The following is a 15,509-nucleotide window of genomic DNA, read 5'->3' on the forward strand; positions in this document are numbered from 1 at the left end:
CTGCCGCGGAACCGCCGGGGGAGGGTCGACGCGCTCACCGCGGCCATCACCAAGGTGCTCGCCGAGCAGGGCGGCGCCAACCACTACGTCGCCTTCGACCGGCGGATCGGGGTCGAGCACCTGGTGATCGCGCTGAACAAGGCCGACCTCGCCGAGGACGAGGACCTACTCGACCTGGTCAAGCTCGAGGTCCGGGAGCTGCTGACCCGCTAGGGGTTCGACGGCGACCGGGTCCCGGTGGTCCGCGTGTCCGGGCTGCGCGCGCTCGCGGGCGACCCAGCGGGTCCTCGACCTGCTCGCGGTCGTCGACGAGCACGCGGTCGAGGTGGTCGGCCTCGGCCCGGCGGTGTCCACTGTGGTCACGGGACTGGAGACGTTCGGCAAGCCGATGGACCGAGCCGAAGCGGGCGACAACGCGGCGGTGCTGCTGCGCGGAGTGAAGCGCGGCGAGGTCCGGCGCGGCCAGGTGGTCTGCCTGCCGGGCACCATCCGGCCCACACGCGGTTCCGGCGGAGGTCCACGTCCTGTCGACGGCAGAGGGCGGCCGCCGCACGCCGTTCGCGGCGAACTACCGGCCGCAGTTCCACTTCCGCACGAGTGACGTGGTCGGCGTGGTGGGCCTGGCCCAGAGGGTGACGGTGGTCCGCCCGGGCGAGACGGCATCGCTGACGGTGGAGCTGGGGCTGCCGGTGCCGATGAGCCCGGGTCTGGGTTTCGCGAAGGCCGCCTGACCGTGGCGGCCGGGACTATCACCGAGGTGCTGGACTGAAGAGCGGACCCGTCCCCGGGTTGGGGACGGGCCCCTCCGATTTTGCCGTTCGACGGTTTTGCGCGCCCGGCGCTGCTAGCGTCCGAAAGGTGCGAATGTGCTGGTGTGGTCTGGTTCTGGCGGCCGCCTTGGTGGCGACGGCCTGCACGGGCGCGCGGTCGGGCAGCGGCCAGGTGGTACCGCCGACCACAACCACGCCGATCACGACCACCACCGCACCGGCCACAACGGACTCCCCGGTGGCGACGACACCCGGGACGACCCAGACCCGCGCGCACACCCCCACGGCGACGACGACGAAGAAGCCGACCACTCCGCGCCGGAGCACCACGACCCGCCGTCGCCCCCGCTGAGCCGGGTCCGGTCAGCGGCCCCGCAGGTCCGGCCGAGCCAACCCAACCCCGGCCAGCGCCATCAACCCCACCGCCAGCACCGCCACGACCACGGCCAGCACCGGCACGTTCGCCGCCGTCGTCAACGTGATGATGCTCGACACCAGCAGGAGCACGCCCGCCGCCAGGCTGAGCCAGCACAGCGGGGCCGTCCTCGGGATCACGTGCCAGTGGTTTCGCTCCGCCATCGGACCTCCTCGGTCGGTACGCGTCCAAGCTGCCCCGATCCCGAGTCGATCAAACCGGCGGGAAGCCCACGGTCGCCGACGTTCCGCTGGTCGGAACACCCCGCTGTCCCGACACCCGGCCGCGGTGCGACGGTCGGGGCATGGCTCCCGTGAAGGCGGCGATCGTCGGCCCCGGCAACATCGGCACCGATTTGCTGGCGAAGCTGCGACGCAGTGAGGTACTCGAAGTCGGTTACGTGGTCGGGGTGGTCGAGTCCGACGGGCTCGACCGCGCCCGCGCGCAGGGGATCGCGGTGTCCGCCGAGGGGGTCGACTGGCTGCTGCGCCAGGACCCCCTGCCGGAGCTGGTGTTCGAGGCGACGTCGGCGAAGGCCCACGCCGCGAACGCGCCGCGATACGCGGAAGCCGGCATCCAGGCCATCGACCTGACCCCGGCGCACCTCGGCCCGATGGTGTGCCCGCCGGTGAACCTCGGCGCGCACCTCGACGCGCCCAACGTTTCGATGATCACCTGCGGCGGCCAGGCCACGATTCCCATGGTGCACGCGGTTTCCCGGGTGACGCCGGTGCCGTACGCGGAGATCGTCGCCTCGGTGGCTTCGCGCGGCGCGGGCCCGGGAACCCGCGCGAACATCGACGAGTTCACCCGCACGACGTCCGGCGCCGTCGCCGAAATCGGGGGTGCCGACCGCGGCAAGGCGATCATCATCCTCAACCCGGTGGAACCGCCGATGATCATGCGCGACACGGTGTTCTGCGCGATCGGGCTCGACGCCGACCGCGACGCGATCACCGCGTCGATCCACGAAATGGCGGACGAAGTGAGAAAGTACGTGCCCGGATACTCGCTCCGCGCCGATCCGCAGTTCGACGATGCGCGCGAGGAATGGGACGGCCACGCGCGGGTCGGGATCTTCCTCGAGGTCCGCGGCAACGGCGACTACCTGCCCGAGTACGCCGGGAACCTCGACATCATGACCGCCGCGGCCGCCCGCGTCGGCGAGCTGATGGCCCGCGCCAAGCAGGAGGTGCCGGCATGAGCCGCCCGGAACTGAAGCACGACGTCCGGATCGTCGACACGACCCTGCGCGACGGCAGCCACGCCATGGCGCACCGCTTCACCGAGCAGCAGGTGCGCGACACGGTGCGCGCGCTCGACCGTGCCGGCGTCGAGGTGATCGAGGTGACCCACGGCGACGGCCTCGGCGGCTCGTCGTTCACCTACGGGTTCTCCGCCGTCGATGAGCTGAAGCTGATCGCCGCGGCGCGCGAAGAAGCGAAGCAGGCGAAGATCGCCGTGCTGCTCGTGCCGGGAATCGGCACTGCCGAAGACCTCCAGCGCGCGTTCGACGCGGGCGCCGAGATGGTCCGTGTGGCAACCCACTGCACCGAGGCCGACGTCTCGCCGCAGCACTTCGGGCTCGCGCGGGAGCTGGGGATGGAGACGGCCGGGTTCCTCATGATGGCGCACCGGACGCCGCCGGAGGACCTCGCGAAACAGGCCCGGATCATGGTCGACGCGGGCTGCCAGGCGGCGTACGTGACCGACTCGGCCGGCGCGCTGCTGATGCACGAAGCCAAACAACGGTTCGAAGCGCTCGTCGCCGAAGTCGGCGACACGGCGTGGGTCGGCTACCACGGCCACCAGAACCTGAGCCTCGGCGTCGCGAACTCCGTGCTCGCCCACGAAGCCGGCGTCCGCTACATCGACGGGTCGCTCTGCGCGCTCGGCGCGGGAGCCGGGAACTCGCCGACCGAGGTCCTCGCGGCGGTGTTCGACCGACTGGAGATCTCGACCGGCCTAGACGTCGGCGCGCTGCTCGACGCGGCCGAGGAGGTCGTCCGCCCGTACCTGCAGCGCTGGCCGAAGATGGACCGCAACGCGATCGTGCAGGGCTGGGCCGGGGTCTACTCGAGCTTCCTGCTGCACGCCGAACGCGCGGCCGAGCGCTACGGCGTCCCGGCGCAGGCGATCCTCCGCCGCTGCGGTGAGCTCGCCCTGGTCGGCGGCCAGGAGGACATGATCATCGACGTCGCCGTGCAGCTGGCTGCGGAGGGATGACAACCGTTCGCGGGGCTCGCGCGTGAAGCAAGCATGGAAACAAAACCGCGGGCCGACGAGGACCTCTCGCTGTCGGTCGTACGCCGCCGCGGCCACGGCGAGCCCGCCCAGTGGCGGCGGACGTGGGCGATCGTGCTCGACCTCGCGCTGCACCTCACGGCGGCCCTCGTGGTCGCCTCGCGGCTGGGCTTCCCGTTCCTGCTCACGGCGATCGCGACGTACGCGGTGGTGTCGTTCGCCCACCGGGTCCTGCTGCAGTGGTGGTGGGGCGCCACGCTCGGCCGGGCGTTCTTCGGCCTGCGCTGCGTGGTCGAGCCGATCGGCGAAAAAGCGACGTTCGAGCTGCTGGCCAAGGAGTGGCTGTTCACCTCCTACGTGCTGGTGGTCTTCGCCGTGCTCCCCGTGGCCGACGCGATCCCGCGCTAGTCCTGGTCGCGATTGGCGCAGTCGCTGAAGATCGCGCCCGCCGACGGCCACCGGAAGCTCGCGTTGTTGTTCTTCATGGTGGCGGTGAAGTCGTGCCCGCTGTACATGCCGAACGACTGCGACGCGAAGCTGCCGTTGCAGCCGCTGTTGTAGTAGACCGTCGCGGTCCAGCCCGCGTTGTTGATGACCGAGGCGGCGTTGTTCTTCACCTGGACGCCGCGGCCGTTGGCGCCGCCCCACCGGAACACCTCGTTGTCGAGGTTGCCGTCCGAGTAGGCGTAGTTGGCGAAGGCGCCTTGGAAGCCGCTGTTGAAGTAGAAGCAGAGGTAGAGGTCGGGGCAGCCGGAGAGGGGCGCCGCGGAGGCGGCCGGAGCCGTGAGAGAGGTTCCGGTGAGCGCGGCGGCGAGTGCCGTGAACCCGATCAGTGCCCGTTTCGCACGCATGGGTCTCCGTTCCTGGATCGGTCGCCCCTCAGCCGCATCACTGCCGGCCGCTGATCCGGTTTACCGGCCTCCCGGGGGTTCACTCGATCGGCCCAGCGCACGCCAGGCGCCGACGTCGTTGTCGGCGCCTGGCGCGCAAGTCAGGCGGGCTCGCCGAACCACCGGTGCAGCGCGTCCGCCAGTCCCGCGGTCGTGCCGTCTTCCCGCGCCCAGGCGATGTGCCCGTCCGGCCGGATCAGCACCCCGGTGAGGGACGGCTCGCTCTCGCACTTCACGCTCAGCACCCGGACGCGCCCGGCCCACGCGGAAGCCGCGTCGCGGACGTCGGCGCTCTCGGCGAGGTCCAGCAGGAGCGCCTGGCCGTCCTGGAGGTGCTCGCCGAGCCGGGTGCCGTCGGCGAACGCGAAGTCGGGCGCCCCGCGGCCGGTGAGGTCGTGCTCGCCCTCGATCGGGTAGCGGTGCAGCACGCCGGAGAGCTTCTTCGCCAGGTACGTCGCGCCGTCGTCGGTGTGCAGGAGATCGGTGACGACCTGGCGCAGCGCCCGGGTCCGGGCGTCGGTGCGCATCAGCGCGACCTGCGCCCGGGTCCACTCGAGCACCCACTCGCCGATGGGGTGGCGTTCGGTGGTGTAGCTGTCGAGCAGGCCGCCCGGCGCCCAGCCGCGGATCGTCGCGGCGAGCTTCCAGCCGAGGTTGACGGCGTCCCCGACACCGAGGTTGAGCCCCTGCCCGCCGAACGGCGAGTGGACGTGCGCCGCGTCGCCGGCCAGCAGGACGCGGCCCTGGCGGTAGGTCGCCGCCTGGCGGGCGTTGTCGGTGAAGCGGGTCGCGCTGTGCACCTTCGTCACCCGGACGTCCGCGCCGGACACCCGCCGGAAGCTGTCTTCCAGCTCCTGCGCGGTGATCGGCGCGTCGCGGTCGGCGGGCGGGCCGTCGAACTCGACGGTGAGGATCCGCCCCGGCATCGGCCCGTGGACGTACAGGCCGCCGGTGCCGTGCTGCCAGCCGCCGGGAAGCCCGTCGGCGCCGGTGAGCTCGACCATCGCCTGCCGTCCGGTGATGGCGGGATCGGTGCCCGGGAACGCGAAGCCGGCCTGCTTGCGGACGAAGCTGCGACCCCCGTCGCAGCCGACGAGCCAGCCCGCGCGGACCTCTTCGTCCCCGATCCGGACGGTCACACCGTCGTCGTCGGCGTCGAAGCCGGTCACCTCGGCGCCGCGCCGGACCTCGACCCCCAGCTCCTTCGCGCGTTCGCCGAGGATCGCCTCGACGGCCTGCTGCTGGATCACGACGACCCGGGCCGCGGGCCCGACGTCGCGGAAGTCGGGGTCGTCGAAGTGGACCCCGCCCGCGCCGACCATGATCCCGGCGAAGTGCCCGACCGGCATCGCGGGCTTCGGCCCGGGCCCGCCCCCGCCGCGCGACTTCAGGAACTCCTGGATCCGTTCGAAGTTCTGCCGCACGTTCTCGTCGAGCGCGGGCAGCATACCGCGGCGGTAGAACGCCTCGGCCGTCGGCAGGTTGATCGACCCCGCCTTGATCGTCTGGTCCGGTTCGGGCAGCCGTTCGACCACGAGCACGTCGACGCCGTGGAGCCGCAGTTCGCAGGCGAGCATCAGCCCGACCGGTCCGCCCCCGGAGATCACCACATCCCTGTTCATGGCTCCGATGATGCCGATAAACTTTTACCGAGTCAAACTTTATGATCAGTCTATACTCTCGGCTCATGGTGGACGACGGACTGCGCGAACGGAAAAAACGGGCCACCCGCCAGCTGATCGCGGACGTGGCGACGGGTCTGTTCATCCACCGCGGCTTCGACGAGGTGACGGTCGCGGAGGTCGCCGAAGCGGCCGGCGTCTCGAAGATGACCGTGTTCAACTACTTCCCGCGCAAGGAAGACCTGTTCCTCGACCGGCACGCCGACCGCCTGGCCGACCTCGTGGCGGCCGTGACCTCCCGCCCCGCGGGCACGTCGGTGGTGGCCGCGCTGCGAAACCACCAGCAGGAGCTGCTGGCCGCCGGCCATCCGCTTTCGGGCGCCATCGCCGGCGGCCCCGGGTTCTGGTGGGTGCTCACCTCGAGCCCGGCCTTGACGGCGCGCTGGTACGAGCAGGAGCGCGAGATCGCCGACGCGCTGGCGGAGGTGTTCAAGAAGGAGACCGGGGACGCCTTCCGCTCCCGGATGGTCGCCGGCCTGGTGACCACGGCGATCACGACGATCTTCACGCACGCGATGAGCCGCATCATGGCCGGCGACGAGCCGGAGGTCGTCCGGAAGGAGCAGGTCGGGTTCATCAACCAGGCCTTCGACCTGGCCGAGAACGGGGTGGGCGACTTCCCGGGGGAGTCAGTCTGACAACACCTGGATGATCGTCTTGCCGGGAGTGCGGCGGCGGCGGGTGAACGCGTCGGCCGTTTCGGCGAGCGAGCGCACGTCGCCGACGAGGGGCCGCAGCCGGCCGTCCCGCACCCGCTGGGCGAGGTCCGCCAGCCGCGCGCGGTCGGGCTCGACGACGAAGAAGACGGTGCGCCCGTCCTTCGGCCGCACGGCGGTCGGCTCCGCGATGGTCACGACGGTGCCGCCCGGGCGCACCAGCGCGGCCGAGCGCTCGAGGACGTCACCGCCGATGACGTCGAGGACCACGTCGACCTCGCCGATCCCGGACCAGGGATCGGCGGCCAGGTCGGCGAAGGAGTGGGCGCCCAGCTCCAGCACGACGTCGCGGTCGGCGGCCCGGCCGGTGCCGATGACCCGGGCGCCGAGCTCGCGCGCGAGCTGGACGGCGATCGAGCCGACCCCGCCGGCCGCGCCGTGGATCAGCACGGTCTGCCCGGTCGTGAGCCCGGCGTGGCCGACCAGGCCCTGCCACGCCGTCAGCCCCGAGACCGGCAGTGCCGCGGCGACGGCGTAATCGATGTCGGCGGGCAGCGGCGCGAGGTTGCGGGCCTCCACGGCGGTGTACTCGGCGAGGGAGCCGTCGCGGGCCCAGTCGCCGAGGCCGAAGACCCGCTGGCCGATCGTGAGACCGGTGGTGCCGTACCCGAGTTCGACGACCACTCCGGCCAGCTCGTGCCCGGGCACGCTCGGCGTCCGGTCGTGGCCCGCGCGGTCGGTCCAGGTGGCGGGCCAGTCGAGCTCGCCGGGCGTGAAGCCGGCGGCGTGGACCTGAACGATGACGTCGTTCTCGGCGGCGTGCGGGTGGGGCAGGTCGGTCAGGGTGAGCCCGCCGACACCGGCGTCGCGGTCTCGTACGGTGATGGCTTGCATGGTGGTTCCTTTCGGGGTGGTCTTCGCCGGGCCGCGTGCGTCAGCTCGGCCAGGCGGAGCCGAGGATGCGTTCGACGGTGGTGGTGCGGCGGAAACCGGGGACGAAGTGCTCGAGGACGTCGGCGTTGACGGTTCCGTTGGCCGTCTCCGGGCGGTTCTTCAGGCCGTCGAGGTAGGTGCTGAGGAACGCGTTCTTGAAGTCGCCTCGGGGGTGCGCGGCGACGATTTCGTCCACCTGCGCGGTGTCCATTCCGTCCAGCCCGAAGCCGAGGATGTCGGTCAGCACCCCGAAATGCGTCGTGGCGATCTCCGGCCCCATGCGGCCGGGAATGCCCGGGGTCGTGTGCAGCGCGATGGCTGTCCAGACGGTTTCGGCGGCCGCGGCGGAGAAGCCGTGGTCGAGCAGGAACCTGCGGCCGTGGTCGGCGCCGTCGACCTCGAACCGCTGTTCCGTCGCCGAAAACGGCGTCAGGAGACCGGAGTCGTGGAACATCGCGGCGAGGTACAGCAGCTCGGGATCGGGGTCCACCTCGAGCCGGCGGGCGTGGAGCCGGCTGAAGAAGTAGACCCGGCGGGAGTGGTGGTAGAGGAGGGGACTGGTCGTGGCCTGGACGAGCCGCGTCGCCTCGGCGACGGCCGCGGTCTCGGGAACTTCCACTCCCGCGATGATCTCGGACATGACGTCAGCGCTTTCGTTGATGGTCTCCGCCCTCGGCCAAGGTAGCCGCGAGTTAAGTTACAGTCAATGTGTGTAACGGAACATCACTCGTGGGTGGCCCGGCTGATCGTCATCATGGCGTCGCCGCCGCGCTGGAACTCGTAGTCCACGGGCCGGACGGTCGTGTGCAGCCCGGCCGCCGCCAGCTCGGCGCGGACCGGCGCCAGCTCCGGGGTCTCGGCCAGGCCCATCGGCACCAGGGGGAACACGCGGACCTCGCGGCCGATCCTCGCCAGCTCGCGCAGGCTGGCCACGTGGAACGCGCGGTCGAGCCGGTCGGCGTAGCTGAACAGCAGGTGCGAGCTCAGCACCAGGTCGAACTCCCCGTCCGGGAACGGCAACGCGGGCAACGCGGCCCGGAGGTAGTTCTCCGGGTGCGCGGTGCGGTCGGCCGCGAACAGCTCCACCGACCGGGTCCGCGACTCCAGGTAGTGGCCCGGGTCGCGGAAGTACGTCCACACGTACTCGTCCGGGTTGGCCTGGTGGTAGGCGTACCCGCGGCGCAGGCTCTCGAGCGCGGCCTCCCGGACCTGCTCGACCGGGCGCTCGTACACCGGGTCGCACGCCAGCGTCGTCCCGCCGGCCGCGTTGACCTCCGCCGTCAGGCTGGCCGCACCGCCGGGGCAGTCGAGGATCCGCCCGGCGAGGTCGGCGTCGGTGAGGGCGAACATCCGGCGGTATTCGTCAAGCGAGCGCGAGCTGACGAGCACCGCGCCGATCCGGTTCTCGGGGCGCAGTTCGTCCGGTTTGGTCATCATTGTCTCCCCATGGCAATCCGACGAGAGGACTTCCCCCTCCTGCCCGTCACTTATTTTCCCATTGCCGCCCAGTTGGACGACAATGAACCGGTAGTCTCCCTTCCCGTCATCGAGGGAGGGGCCCCATGAACACATTCCGGCGGTGGATCACCGCCGCAGCCGTCGTTTCCGCTGTCGCCGCGCTGGGCGGGTGCGGCCTGCTCGGCGGGTCGGACGACAACGTCGGCAGCAACAACAAGGTCGAGAAGGCCACCGTCAAGGTCGGCATCATCCCGCAGCTGATCGACATCGCCGGCTTCGAGCGGGCACGCAGCGCGGGTTACTTCGGCGCCGAGGGCCTTCAGGTCGAGCTGGTCACCATCAAGAGCGCCACCGAGGCGGTGCCCAAGCTCAAGACGGGGGAGCTGGACTTCGCCTTCGGCAACTGGACTTCGTTCATCGCGGCCCAGTCCGAGGGGACGGTCGACCTGCGGACGGTCGCGGACGGCCTGCAGGCCAAGCCGGGGATGACCGCACTGGTCGCGATGCCGCAGTCGCCGATCAGCTCGCCGAAGGACCTGCCGGGCAAGTCGGTCGGCGTCAACGCGCTGGTCGGCAACGTGACGCTCACCAGCAAGGCGGTCATCAAGGCCGCCGGGGTCGATCCCGGCGGCGTCCAGTTCAAGGTCATCCCGACCGCGAACGCGCTCAACGCCCTGCAGACCGGGCAGATCGACGTCATGTCGCTGCAGGAGCCGAACCTGACCATGGCCAAGCAGCAGCTCGGCGCCAAGGTGGTGGTCGACCGGGCGACCGGGCCGGTGGCGGACTTCTCGATCAGCGGCTACGTCGCGCCGGCGGACTTCGTCAAGAACGACCCGAAGACGACCGCCGCGTTCGCCCGCGCGATGGCCAAGGGACAGGGCGACCTGGCCGACGAGCAGACGGTCCGGAAGACCCTGCAGGACTACGCCAAGATCGAGCCGGGTGTCGCGAACGCGGCCGGCGTCGGTGTCTTCCCGGCCGCGGTCGACCGGGCCCGGCTGCAGAAGGTCGCCGACCTGATGCTGACCTACGGTGACCTCAAGCAGAAGTTCGACGTCGGTCCGATGATCTACCAGGCGCCGGCGTCGTAGGTGATGCGCCGGTTCCTCCGCCGTCTGGCCGGGGTGGCTGTGCTCCTCCTCGCGTGGGAGGGGTTCAGCCGCTCCGGCGTGATCGCGCGGGAGTACTTCCCGCCGCCGTCCGAAGTCGTCGTCGCGCTGGTCCGGATGCTCGGCGATCGCGAGTTCCAGCTCGACCTGGTCGCGACGCTCCTCGCGTGGCTGATCGCGCTGGGCGTCGCGGTGCTGATCGCGGTTCCCGGCGGCCTGCTGCTCGGCAGCATCCCGGTGGTGCGCACGGCGGCGGGCGCGGTGATCGAGTTCCTGCGCCCGATCCCGGCGATCATGTGGTGGCCGCTGTTCTACATCATTCTTTCGGACGGACCGGGAACGAAGATCACGCTCGCGGTGTACGCGGCGATCTGGCCGATCGTGTTCAACATCGTCTACGCGCTCGGCGAGGTCGAGCGCGGCTACATCGAAACGGCGCGAACCTTCGGCCTCGGCCGGCTGTCGGTGCTCCTGTGGGTCAAGCTGCCCGACGTGGTGCCGTTCGCGATCACGAGCCTGCGCATCGCATCGACGTTCGCGTTGCTGGTGGTGGTTTCGACAGAGCTGGTGTTCGGCGGCGACCGTGGTATCGGGATCTACCTCATCCGGTACGGAGACGAGAGCGGCCACTTGGACGTCGTGCTGGCGGGGGCGGTGCTCGCCGGACTCGTCGGATACCTGAGCAACAGCGCGTTCGCGGCACTGCAACGGAAGTTCGTCGTGTGGGCGCCGGGGGAGCCGCGATGAGGGGTGTCCTCCAGCGGTGGGTGGTGTTCGTCATCGGTGTGGTCGTGTGGCAGGCCCTGACCGCGTACTTCGACGACGCGTACTTCCCGACCCCGGTCGAGATCGCCGGGAAGATGCACGAACTGTGGTTCGCCGGCCCGCCGAGCCACCTGTTCCTGACCAGGCTGGCGATCGAGAACATCATGCCGAGCCTTGGCCGCCTCCTGACCGGCTGGCTCATCGGCAGCGCGGCGGGCGTGGTTTTCGGTCTGGTACTGGGCCGGTCTCGAGCAGGCCTCGACTACGCGGACGCGGTGATCAACTTCGGCCGAGCACTCCCGGCGCCGGCGCTCTTGCCGGTGTTCTTGGTGCTGTTCAAGATCGGCACCCCGGTCCAACTGGCCACGATAGTCTTCGGCGTGGTGTGGCCGGTGCTGCTGAACACGATCCAGGGCGCGCAGTCGGTGGACCCGATCATGGTCGACACGGCCAGGGTGTTCGGAACTCGACGGCTACGGCTGCTGTTCGTGGTGATCCTCCCGGCGTCGCTCCCGAAGATCTTCTCGGGCATGCGGATCGCGCTTGGGCTGTCTCTGGTGCTGATGGTGATCTCGGAGCTGGTGGGCGCTACGAACGGGATTGGTTATCAGTTCCTGTTCGCCAGCCAGAGCTTTGACCTGTCGGCTGTGTGGGCTTGGATCGTTTTGGTCGGGGTTCTGGGGAATGTCTTGAACTGGCTGTTCCTGGTGGTGGAGAAACGAGCGCTCGGCCGCCACCACGCGGCAGTGAACCCAGTGGAGGTGTAGGACCAACCTGCGTTGAGTTCATCTGGTCCCGTGTGGGAACGTCATGTGTCCGAGGACGATCTTGTTCACTATCTACACGCCTGCAACTGCCCAGTCGAACAGTTCGACCACCAGGCGGGCGCCACTCTCCGCGGACACGGTCAACTTCTCCAGTGGTTTTGGCTTAACTTACGCTACCCAGTCGACCCGAGGACCGAGAACTTGTTCCCCGCTCTTCGCAGTCATACTTACCTTACAGACTGACTGTTGATATGGCGGGTCATCCTGCCGCCACTATCCAAGCCGCCGGTCGAACGATCGACTAGCACGCCCTTGACGCATGGACTGCACGCGATTGCCGTAGGATCACTCGGCGGCTAGACTTCCCCTGTCCTTTCTATGATGAGATGAGGAAAACCGTGGTAGCGCTCGAATCCATAGCAGCTAAGGTCGTCGAAAAGTCGCTTACCGCAGTCCTGTCCCAACTGGCCAAGCGATTACGCGGCAATCGCCTCAGAGCAACAAAGGAAGTCGTTCGACAACTTTCGGTCCACGATTTCAATGGGCAGATTCGGCTAACATCGGTTTTGCCTGAACTGTCAGCTGGTTTCTCGCTGAAGCAAGTAAAAGGATGCCTCAGCGGTCCGATTTTCGAGGGTTTATTGCATGAACTAGTCGCGGCACGTGTCATGAGGATGCCACCCGCAACTATGGCCCGCGTCCGAGAAAATATGCAGATTGCGTTACGCCTGGAATTTCCACAGGCAGACCCTGATCAGGTCATGACGTTCGGCCTGAAACTCTTCGACGAACTCGATAGAGTCGTCCTTGAGTTGGTTAAAAAGTTGAACGGCACCAACATGCCAGAACTGACCGAGCTCCGCGAGAACGCAACAGCGCTACTCAACTCCAGTCAGGACAGCATCAAACGACATAACTCCTACCTAAAAGGCTTGGAGGATGCCGCAGAGACTCTGGAGTGGGAATCCGCTTACCGTCAGCAAGTCCGTGCCGGCCATGGGTATATCGAGCCCCCGGACTTCGAGCGAAAACGTAAGGTCCCAATCGGCGACTTGTTCGTTTCTCCGCAAGTCGCAGAGCGCGAAGAGAGCGATGGTAGTACCGTTCGCGACGTATGGACATTGGCAGAAGCGATCGATCGAACAGTTCTACTGGGCGACCCAGGTGGCGGAAAGTCGACTGCGTGCAACGTGATCGCCTGGCACCTTGACGATTTGATTCCACTCGTGGTCATTCTTCGAAATTTTGTGGATGATAACCAATCTGTGGTCGACTATATTGAGTCCAGATTGTCTGCCTACTATCAGTGCCCGGCCCCGCCACAAGTGGTCGACGGCCTACTTTTATCAGGACGCGCCATGGTCATATTCGACGGCTTAGACGAGCTGATCGATACCTCTAAACGCCGCCAGGTCACCGAGCGCGTGGAATTGTTCTGCACTAGGTACCCGCTAACCAAAGTGCTCATTACATCTCGCCGCGTCGGGTATGAGGAAGCAGCCCTTGACTCAAGCGTGTTTGAAGTCTACGGATTAGCCGAGTTCTCCGACCATGATGTTGAGAATTATGTGACCAAATGGTTCATGCAGGTCGACAGTGCAACGGAAGACAAGGCGCGTGCGCTTGCAGTGTCGTTCGCTCAGGAAAGCGCGGCCGTCCCAGATCTACGTCGCAATCCGTTGATGCTTTCGTTGATGTGCATCATCTATCGAGGGCAGAACTGGATTCCTCGAAACCGCCCGGAAATGTACGAGCACTGCTCTAAATTGTTGTTTGAAAAATGGGACAGCAGTCGCCAAATCTATGTTGAACTCGCGGCGAGCGCACACGTGGACGGAGCCATTAAACAGCTCGCCTACTGGATGTTCACTAAATCAGAAGCAACACAGGGCGTACGAGAGCAGGATCTGGTCCGGGAGGCGGCAGCCTACCTCGAACCCGCGTTCAGTTCAGCACCGGAAGCCAAGCGGGCCGCGCAGCAATTCATCGAGTTTTGCCGCGGGCGAGGTTGGGTGCTCACGGATGTGGGCACAACAGCCGACGGTGAAGCGCTTTTCGCCTTTACTCACCGGACTTTCATGGAGTACTTCGCCGCCTACGAACTGACTAGACTGCACGATCGGCCAGAGCAGATCGCGAAAGCAATCCTTCCACACGTCGCGGCTGCAGAGTGGGAAACCGTCGCAGAACTCGCACTACAGATATCTGACAAACATTCCCGAGACGGCGCAGCCCGAATTCTTAGAACCCTCTTATCGAATAAACAGTACAGCGCAGTTGCATCCCGATACAACATAGCCCGCTTCGCAATGCACTGCCTTGGCTTCGTTCATATCCCTGTCCCGTTAGCCAAAGAAATCGGACGATCGTTCATCGAGTCCACCCTCCGGTACGGAGCCACAGGAAAGCGCATAGAAGGCGACCGGTACGCTGTCATATCAGACCTTCAATTCTCTGTAGAAATGGCAATCTTGGATACTCTGAGAACAGTGGCAACTAGCGAGGACATGAGTCTCCGCAGCGTCGCAGCCGAGCTGATCATCTCCTTGCCGCAATTCATGAACGTCCGCGAGAACATGCTTCCCAATTGGAATGAATATAATCGATGGAGATTGCATCGTCAGACCCTATCCGCACAGTTTCTTGCAGGTCTAGTTGACATCCAAGACGACGGGATCTGGTTTGCTGCTTGGCGAAAAGGCCTAATTTCACTAAGACAACTACTCCTCGAAGGGCCCGATGCAGGAAATTACCCCTTGAGTGCACTTTTCCGGAACGCGACCCTCCAGCACGTCATCCACGGTTGGGGAGATTGGGGGTCGTTCATACCTGAACGCCTCCTTCAGTCGGACGCCGACACGGATCCTGATTTTCCATTGAAACAGACGGAGCTTGATTGGCTCGGCTACTTTATCGATAATCTTGGCTCACCTCCTTGGGTAATCGACCCTAGAGATGTATATATGAGCCACGGATTCAGTGGTGACTTCCTCGTAGGAAAACTCGCCACAGAAAACGGTTGGACACTTTTCCGTCTATTGCTCATTGCCATCGAGTCAGAGACGCGTCTCCAGCCCAAGTTAACCAGAAAAGAATCGCGCAAATTTAATGACGTCGTGGCAGCTCTGAGTTGGCGGCGAAAAGATGGAACTGCCTTGCCTGGTTGGTTGTCGAAGCTCATCGACAGCTTTCCGCCTGAACGGCATGCCTTGGTGGCGGCGTGGCTTGACCGCGAGGTTAACTTTATCGCGGACTGATGTCGTATACCGATCAACACTTGGTCACGAGACTTGTCAATCGGAATTCGGGAAGGCCGGCTGCAAAACACGGCCACAGCGGCTCCACGCAGCGATCAAGGCTGGCGCAGAGTCGGCGCTCCCTTCTGCGGCGACAGGTGAGGCCTTTGCTGGACTCGTACAAGCCCCAATCACCGCGATTTTGCCCTGCGCAGGAGGGGGTAGCTGACCGAGGGATGCAAATTTCCCATCGTGAGCTTGTCACGGATCCAACCTCACGACGCGTCCCACGAACCGTCTGAGCGTCACACTCGTGCGCGTGCGGCAGGACGAATGAACTGCGAGGATCGTGCTCGTGACGGCCGTGACGGGGCGAGATGATCCGTCACAGCCGTCACGTATGAGGTTACCGGCGTCGGTTACATTCGAGTCAGTCAACTGTACTCAGGTAACTGCTGCGCCTAAGGTTCACCGCTCACGATATATGAGCCATGGTTCAGGGACGATTGATCCGATCTTGTCGGGGTGGAATTATATGCTGACGACGGTAGATGGCGTCGCAGCGTTCGCACTGCCGAGGA

Annotated in this window: 17 protein-coding genes; 11 read left to right on the plus strand and 6 right to left on the minus strand. The window is 66.6% G+C overall.

Translation table 11 applies throughout. From position 1 onward, the window contains the following. Window positions 1-54: 54 nt before the first annotated feature. The 3 genes from ACZ63J_RS03570 (at window position 55) to ACZ63J_RS03580 (ending at window position 731) form a co-directional block, all read left to right on the plus strand. Window positions 55-213, plus strand: a complete 159-nt coding sequence (locus tag ACZ63J_RS03570) for a hypothetical protein (protein ID WP_465399913.1) — start codon at window positions 55-57, stop codon at window positions 211-213. A gap of 112 nt (window positions 214-325) precedes the next feature. Beyond that, on the plus strand, window positions 326-601 hold the full coding sequence (locus tag ACZ63J_RS03575) for an EF-Tu/IF-2/RF-3 family GTPase (RefSeq protein WP_465399912.1): 276 nt from the start codon (window positions 326-328) through the stop codon (window positions 599-601). After that, the gene (locus ACZ63J_RS03580) at window positions 525-731 is read left to right on the plus strand and encodes an EF-Tu C-terminal domain-related protein (RefSeq protein ID WP_465399995.1); all 207 of its coding nucleotides are present in this window, start codon (window positions 525-527) and stop codon (window positions 729-731) included. Before ACZ63J_RS03575 ends, ACZ63J_RS03580 begins: the two co-directional genes overlap by 77 nt. 402 nt (window positions 732-1,133) lie before the next feature. On the opposite strand, the gene ACZ63J_RS03585 is transcribed toward ACZ63J_RS03580, so the two are convergent. Continuing rightward, a complete protein-coding gene (locus ACZ63J_RS03585; RefSeq protein WP_465399911.1) occupies window positions 1,134-1,349 on the minus strand; it encodes a hypothetical protein in 216 nt (71 codons plus the stop codon). A gap of 140 nt (window positions 1,350-1,489) precedes the next feature. Here ACZ63J_RS03585 and ACZ63J_RS03590 point away from each other — a divergent pair, with 140 nt between their 5' ends. From ACZ63J_RS03590 to ACZ63J_RS03600, 3 genes are read left to right on the plus strand one after another with little or no spacing between them, the layout of a single operon-like run. Beyond that, a complete protein-coding gene (locus ACZ63J_RS03590; RefSeq protein ID WP_465399910.1) occupies window positions 1,490-2,389 on the plus strand; it encodes an acetaldehyde dehydrogenase (acetylating) in 900 nt (299 codons plus the stop codon). Continuing rightward, entirely contained in the window at window positions 2,386-3,411 is a 1,026-nt protein-coding gene (gene dmpG / locus ACZ63J_RS03595; protein ID WP_465399909.1) for a 4-hydroxy-2-oxovalerate aldolase, read from the plus strand. The genes ACZ63J_RS03590 and dmpG overlap by 4 nt, the downstream gene beginning before the upstream one ends. 33 nt (window positions 3,412-3,444) lie before the next feature. Then, on the plus strand, window positions 3,445-3,837 hold the full coding sequence (locus ACZ63J_RS03600; protein ID WP_465399908.1) for an RDD family protein: 393 nt from the start codon (window positions 3,445-3,447) through the stop codon (window positions 3,835-3,837). Here the strand turns inward: ACZ63J_RS03600 and ACZ63J_RS03605 are convergent. Both ACZ63J_RS03605 and ACZ63J_RS03610 read right to left on the minus strand, forming a co-directional pair. Then, window positions 3,834-4,280: a peptidase inhibitor family I36 protein gene (locus ACZ63J_RS03605; protein ID WP_465399907.1), complete on the minus strand. Its 447-nt coding sequence runs from the start codon at window positions 4,278-4,280 to the stop codon at window positions 3,834-3,836. The two genes, ACZ63J_RS03600 and ACZ63J_RS03605, sit on opposite strands and share 4 nt — an antisense overlap. A gap of 140 nt (window positions 4,281-4,420) precedes the next feature. After that, window positions 4,421-5,941, minus strand: coding sequence for an FAD-dependent monooxygenase (locus tag ACZ63J_RS03610; RefSeq protein ID WP_465399906.1), 1,521 nt, complete (start codon window positions 5,939-5,941; stop codon window positions 4,421-4,423). Between the two features lie 65 nt (window positions 5,942-6,006). Between ACZ63J_RS03610 and ACZ63J_RS03615 the strand changes: the two genes are divergently transcribed. After that, entirely contained in the window at window positions 6,007-6,639 is a 633-nt protein-coding gene (locus tag ACZ63J_RS03615) for a TetR/AcrR family transcriptional regulator (protein ID WP_465399905.1), read from the plus strand. Here ACZ63J_RS03615 and ACZ63J_RS03620 read toward each other — a convergent pair. The 3 genes from ACZ63J_RS03620 to ACZ63J_RS03630 form a co-directional block, all read right to left on the minus strand. Further along, complete coding sequence (locus ACZ63J_RS03620; RefSeq protein WP_465399904.1) at window positions 6,631-7,551, minus strand: NADP-dependent oxidoreductase; 921 nt, start codon at window positions 7,549-7,551, stop codon at window positions 6,631-6,633. The genes ACZ63J_RS03615 and ACZ63J_RS03620 overlap by 9 nt on opposite strands. Before the next feature lie 40 nt (window positions 7,552-7,591). Next, window positions 7,592-8,230: an HD domain-containing protein gene (locus tag ACZ63J_RS03625; RefSeq protein ID WP_465399903.1), complete on the minus strand. Its 639-nt coding sequence runs from the start codon at window positions 8,228-8,230 to the stop codon at window positions 7,592-7,594. Between the two features lie 83 nt (window positions 8,231-8,313). After that, window positions 8,314-9,024 carry a methyltransferase domain-containing protein gene (locus ACZ63J_RS03630; RefSeq protein WP_465399902.1) on the minus strand — a complete coding sequence of 237 codons (711 nt, stop codon included), beginning with the start codon at window positions 9,022-9,024 and terminating at the stop codon, window positions 8,314-8,316. Window positions 9,025-9,152: 128 nt separating this feature from the next. Here ACZ63J_RS03630 and ACZ63J_RS03635 point away from each other — a divergent pair, with 128 nt between their 5' ends. The 4 genes from ACZ63J_RS03635 (at window position 9,153) to ACZ63J_RS03650 (ending at window position 14,949) form a co-directional block, all read left to right on the plus strand. After that, window positions 9,153-10,142 (plus strand): ABC transporter substrate-binding protein, encoded by a 990-nt coding sequence (locus tag ACZ63J_RS03635; protein ID WP_465399901.1) that lies wholly within the window; start codon window positions 9,153-9,155, stop codon window positions 10,140-10,142. A 3-nt stretch (window positions 10,143-10,145) separates the two neighbouring features. Further along, window positions 10,146-10,907 carry an ABC transporter permease gene (locus ACZ63J_RS03640; protein ID WP_465399900.1) on the plus strand — a complete coding sequence of 254 codons (762 nt, stop codon included), beginning with the start codon at window positions 10,146-10,148 and terminating at the stop codon, window positions 10,905-10,907. Between the two features lie 20 nt (window positions 10,908-10,927). Continuing rightward, window positions 10,928-11,692: an ABC transporter permease gene (locus ACZ63J_RS03645; protein WP_465399899.1), complete on the plus strand. Its 765-nt coding sequence runs from the start codon at window positions 10,928-10,930 to the stop codon at window positions 11,690-11,692. Window positions 11,693-12,078: 386 nt separating this feature from the next. Next, window positions 12,079-14,949, plus strand: coding sequence for an NACHT domain-containing protein (locus ACZ63J_RS03650; protein ID WP_465399898.1), 2,871 nt, complete (start codon window positions 12,079-12,081; stop codon window positions 14,947-14,949). Window positions 14,950-15,509: the final 560 nt, after the last annotated feature.

This window comes from Amycolatopsis sp. NPDC104863, from assembly GCF_055582965.1.

Coding starts and splice junctions, on each gene's coding strand:
- ACZ63J_RS03585 (WP_465399911.1), bottom strand. CDS start 1,349: ATGGCGGAGCGAAACCACTGGCACGTGATCCCGAGGACGGCCCCGCTG.
- ACZ63J_RS03590 (WP_465399910.1), top strand. CDS start 1,490: ATGGCTCCCGTGAAGGCGGCGATCGTCGGCCCCGGCAACATCGGCACC.
- dmpG (WP_465399909.1), top strand. CDS start 2,386: ATGAGCCGCCCGGAACTGAAGCACGACGTCCGGATCGTCGACACGACC.
- ACZ63J_RS03600 (WP_465399908.1), top strand. CDS start 3,445: ATGGAAACAAAACCGCGGGCCGACGAGGACCTCTCGCTGTCGGTCGTA.
- ACZ63J_RS03605 (WP_465399907.1), bottom strand. CDS start 4,280: ATGCGTGCGAAACGGGCACTGATCGGGTTCACGGCACTCGCCGCCGCG.
- ACZ63J_RS03610 (WP_465399906.1), bottom strand. CDS start 5,941: ATGAACAGGGATGTGGTGATCTCCGGGGGCGGACCGGTCGGGCTGATG.
- ACZ63J_RS03615 (WP_465399905.1), top strand. CDS start 6,007: ATGGTGGACGACGGACTGCGCGAACGGAAAAAACGGGCCACCCGCCAG.
- ACZ63J_RS03620 (WP_465399904.1), bottom strand. CDS start 7,551: ATGCAAGCCATCACCGTACGAGACCGCGACGCCGGTGTCGGCGGGCTC.
- ACZ63J_RS03625 (WP_465399903.1), bottom strand. CDS start 8,230: ATGTCCGAGATCATCGCGGGAGTGGAAGTTCCCGAGACCGCGGCCGTC.
- ACZ63J_RS03630 (WP_465399902.1), bottom strand. CDS start 9,024: ATGACCAAACCGGACGAACTGCGCCCCGAGAACCGGATCGGCGCGGTG.
- ACZ63J_RS03635 (WP_465399901.1), top strand. CDS start 9,153: ATGAACACATTCCGGCGGTGGATCACCGCCGCAGCCGTCGTTTCCGCT.
- ACZ63J_RS03640 (WP_465399900.1), top strand. CDS start 10,146: ATGCGCCGGTTCCTCCGCCGTCTGGCCGGGGTGGCTGTGCTCCTCCTC.
- ACZ63J_RS03650 (WP_465399898.1), top strand. CDS start 12,079: ATGAGGAAAACCGTGGTAGCGCTCGAATCCATAGCAGCTAAGGTCGTC.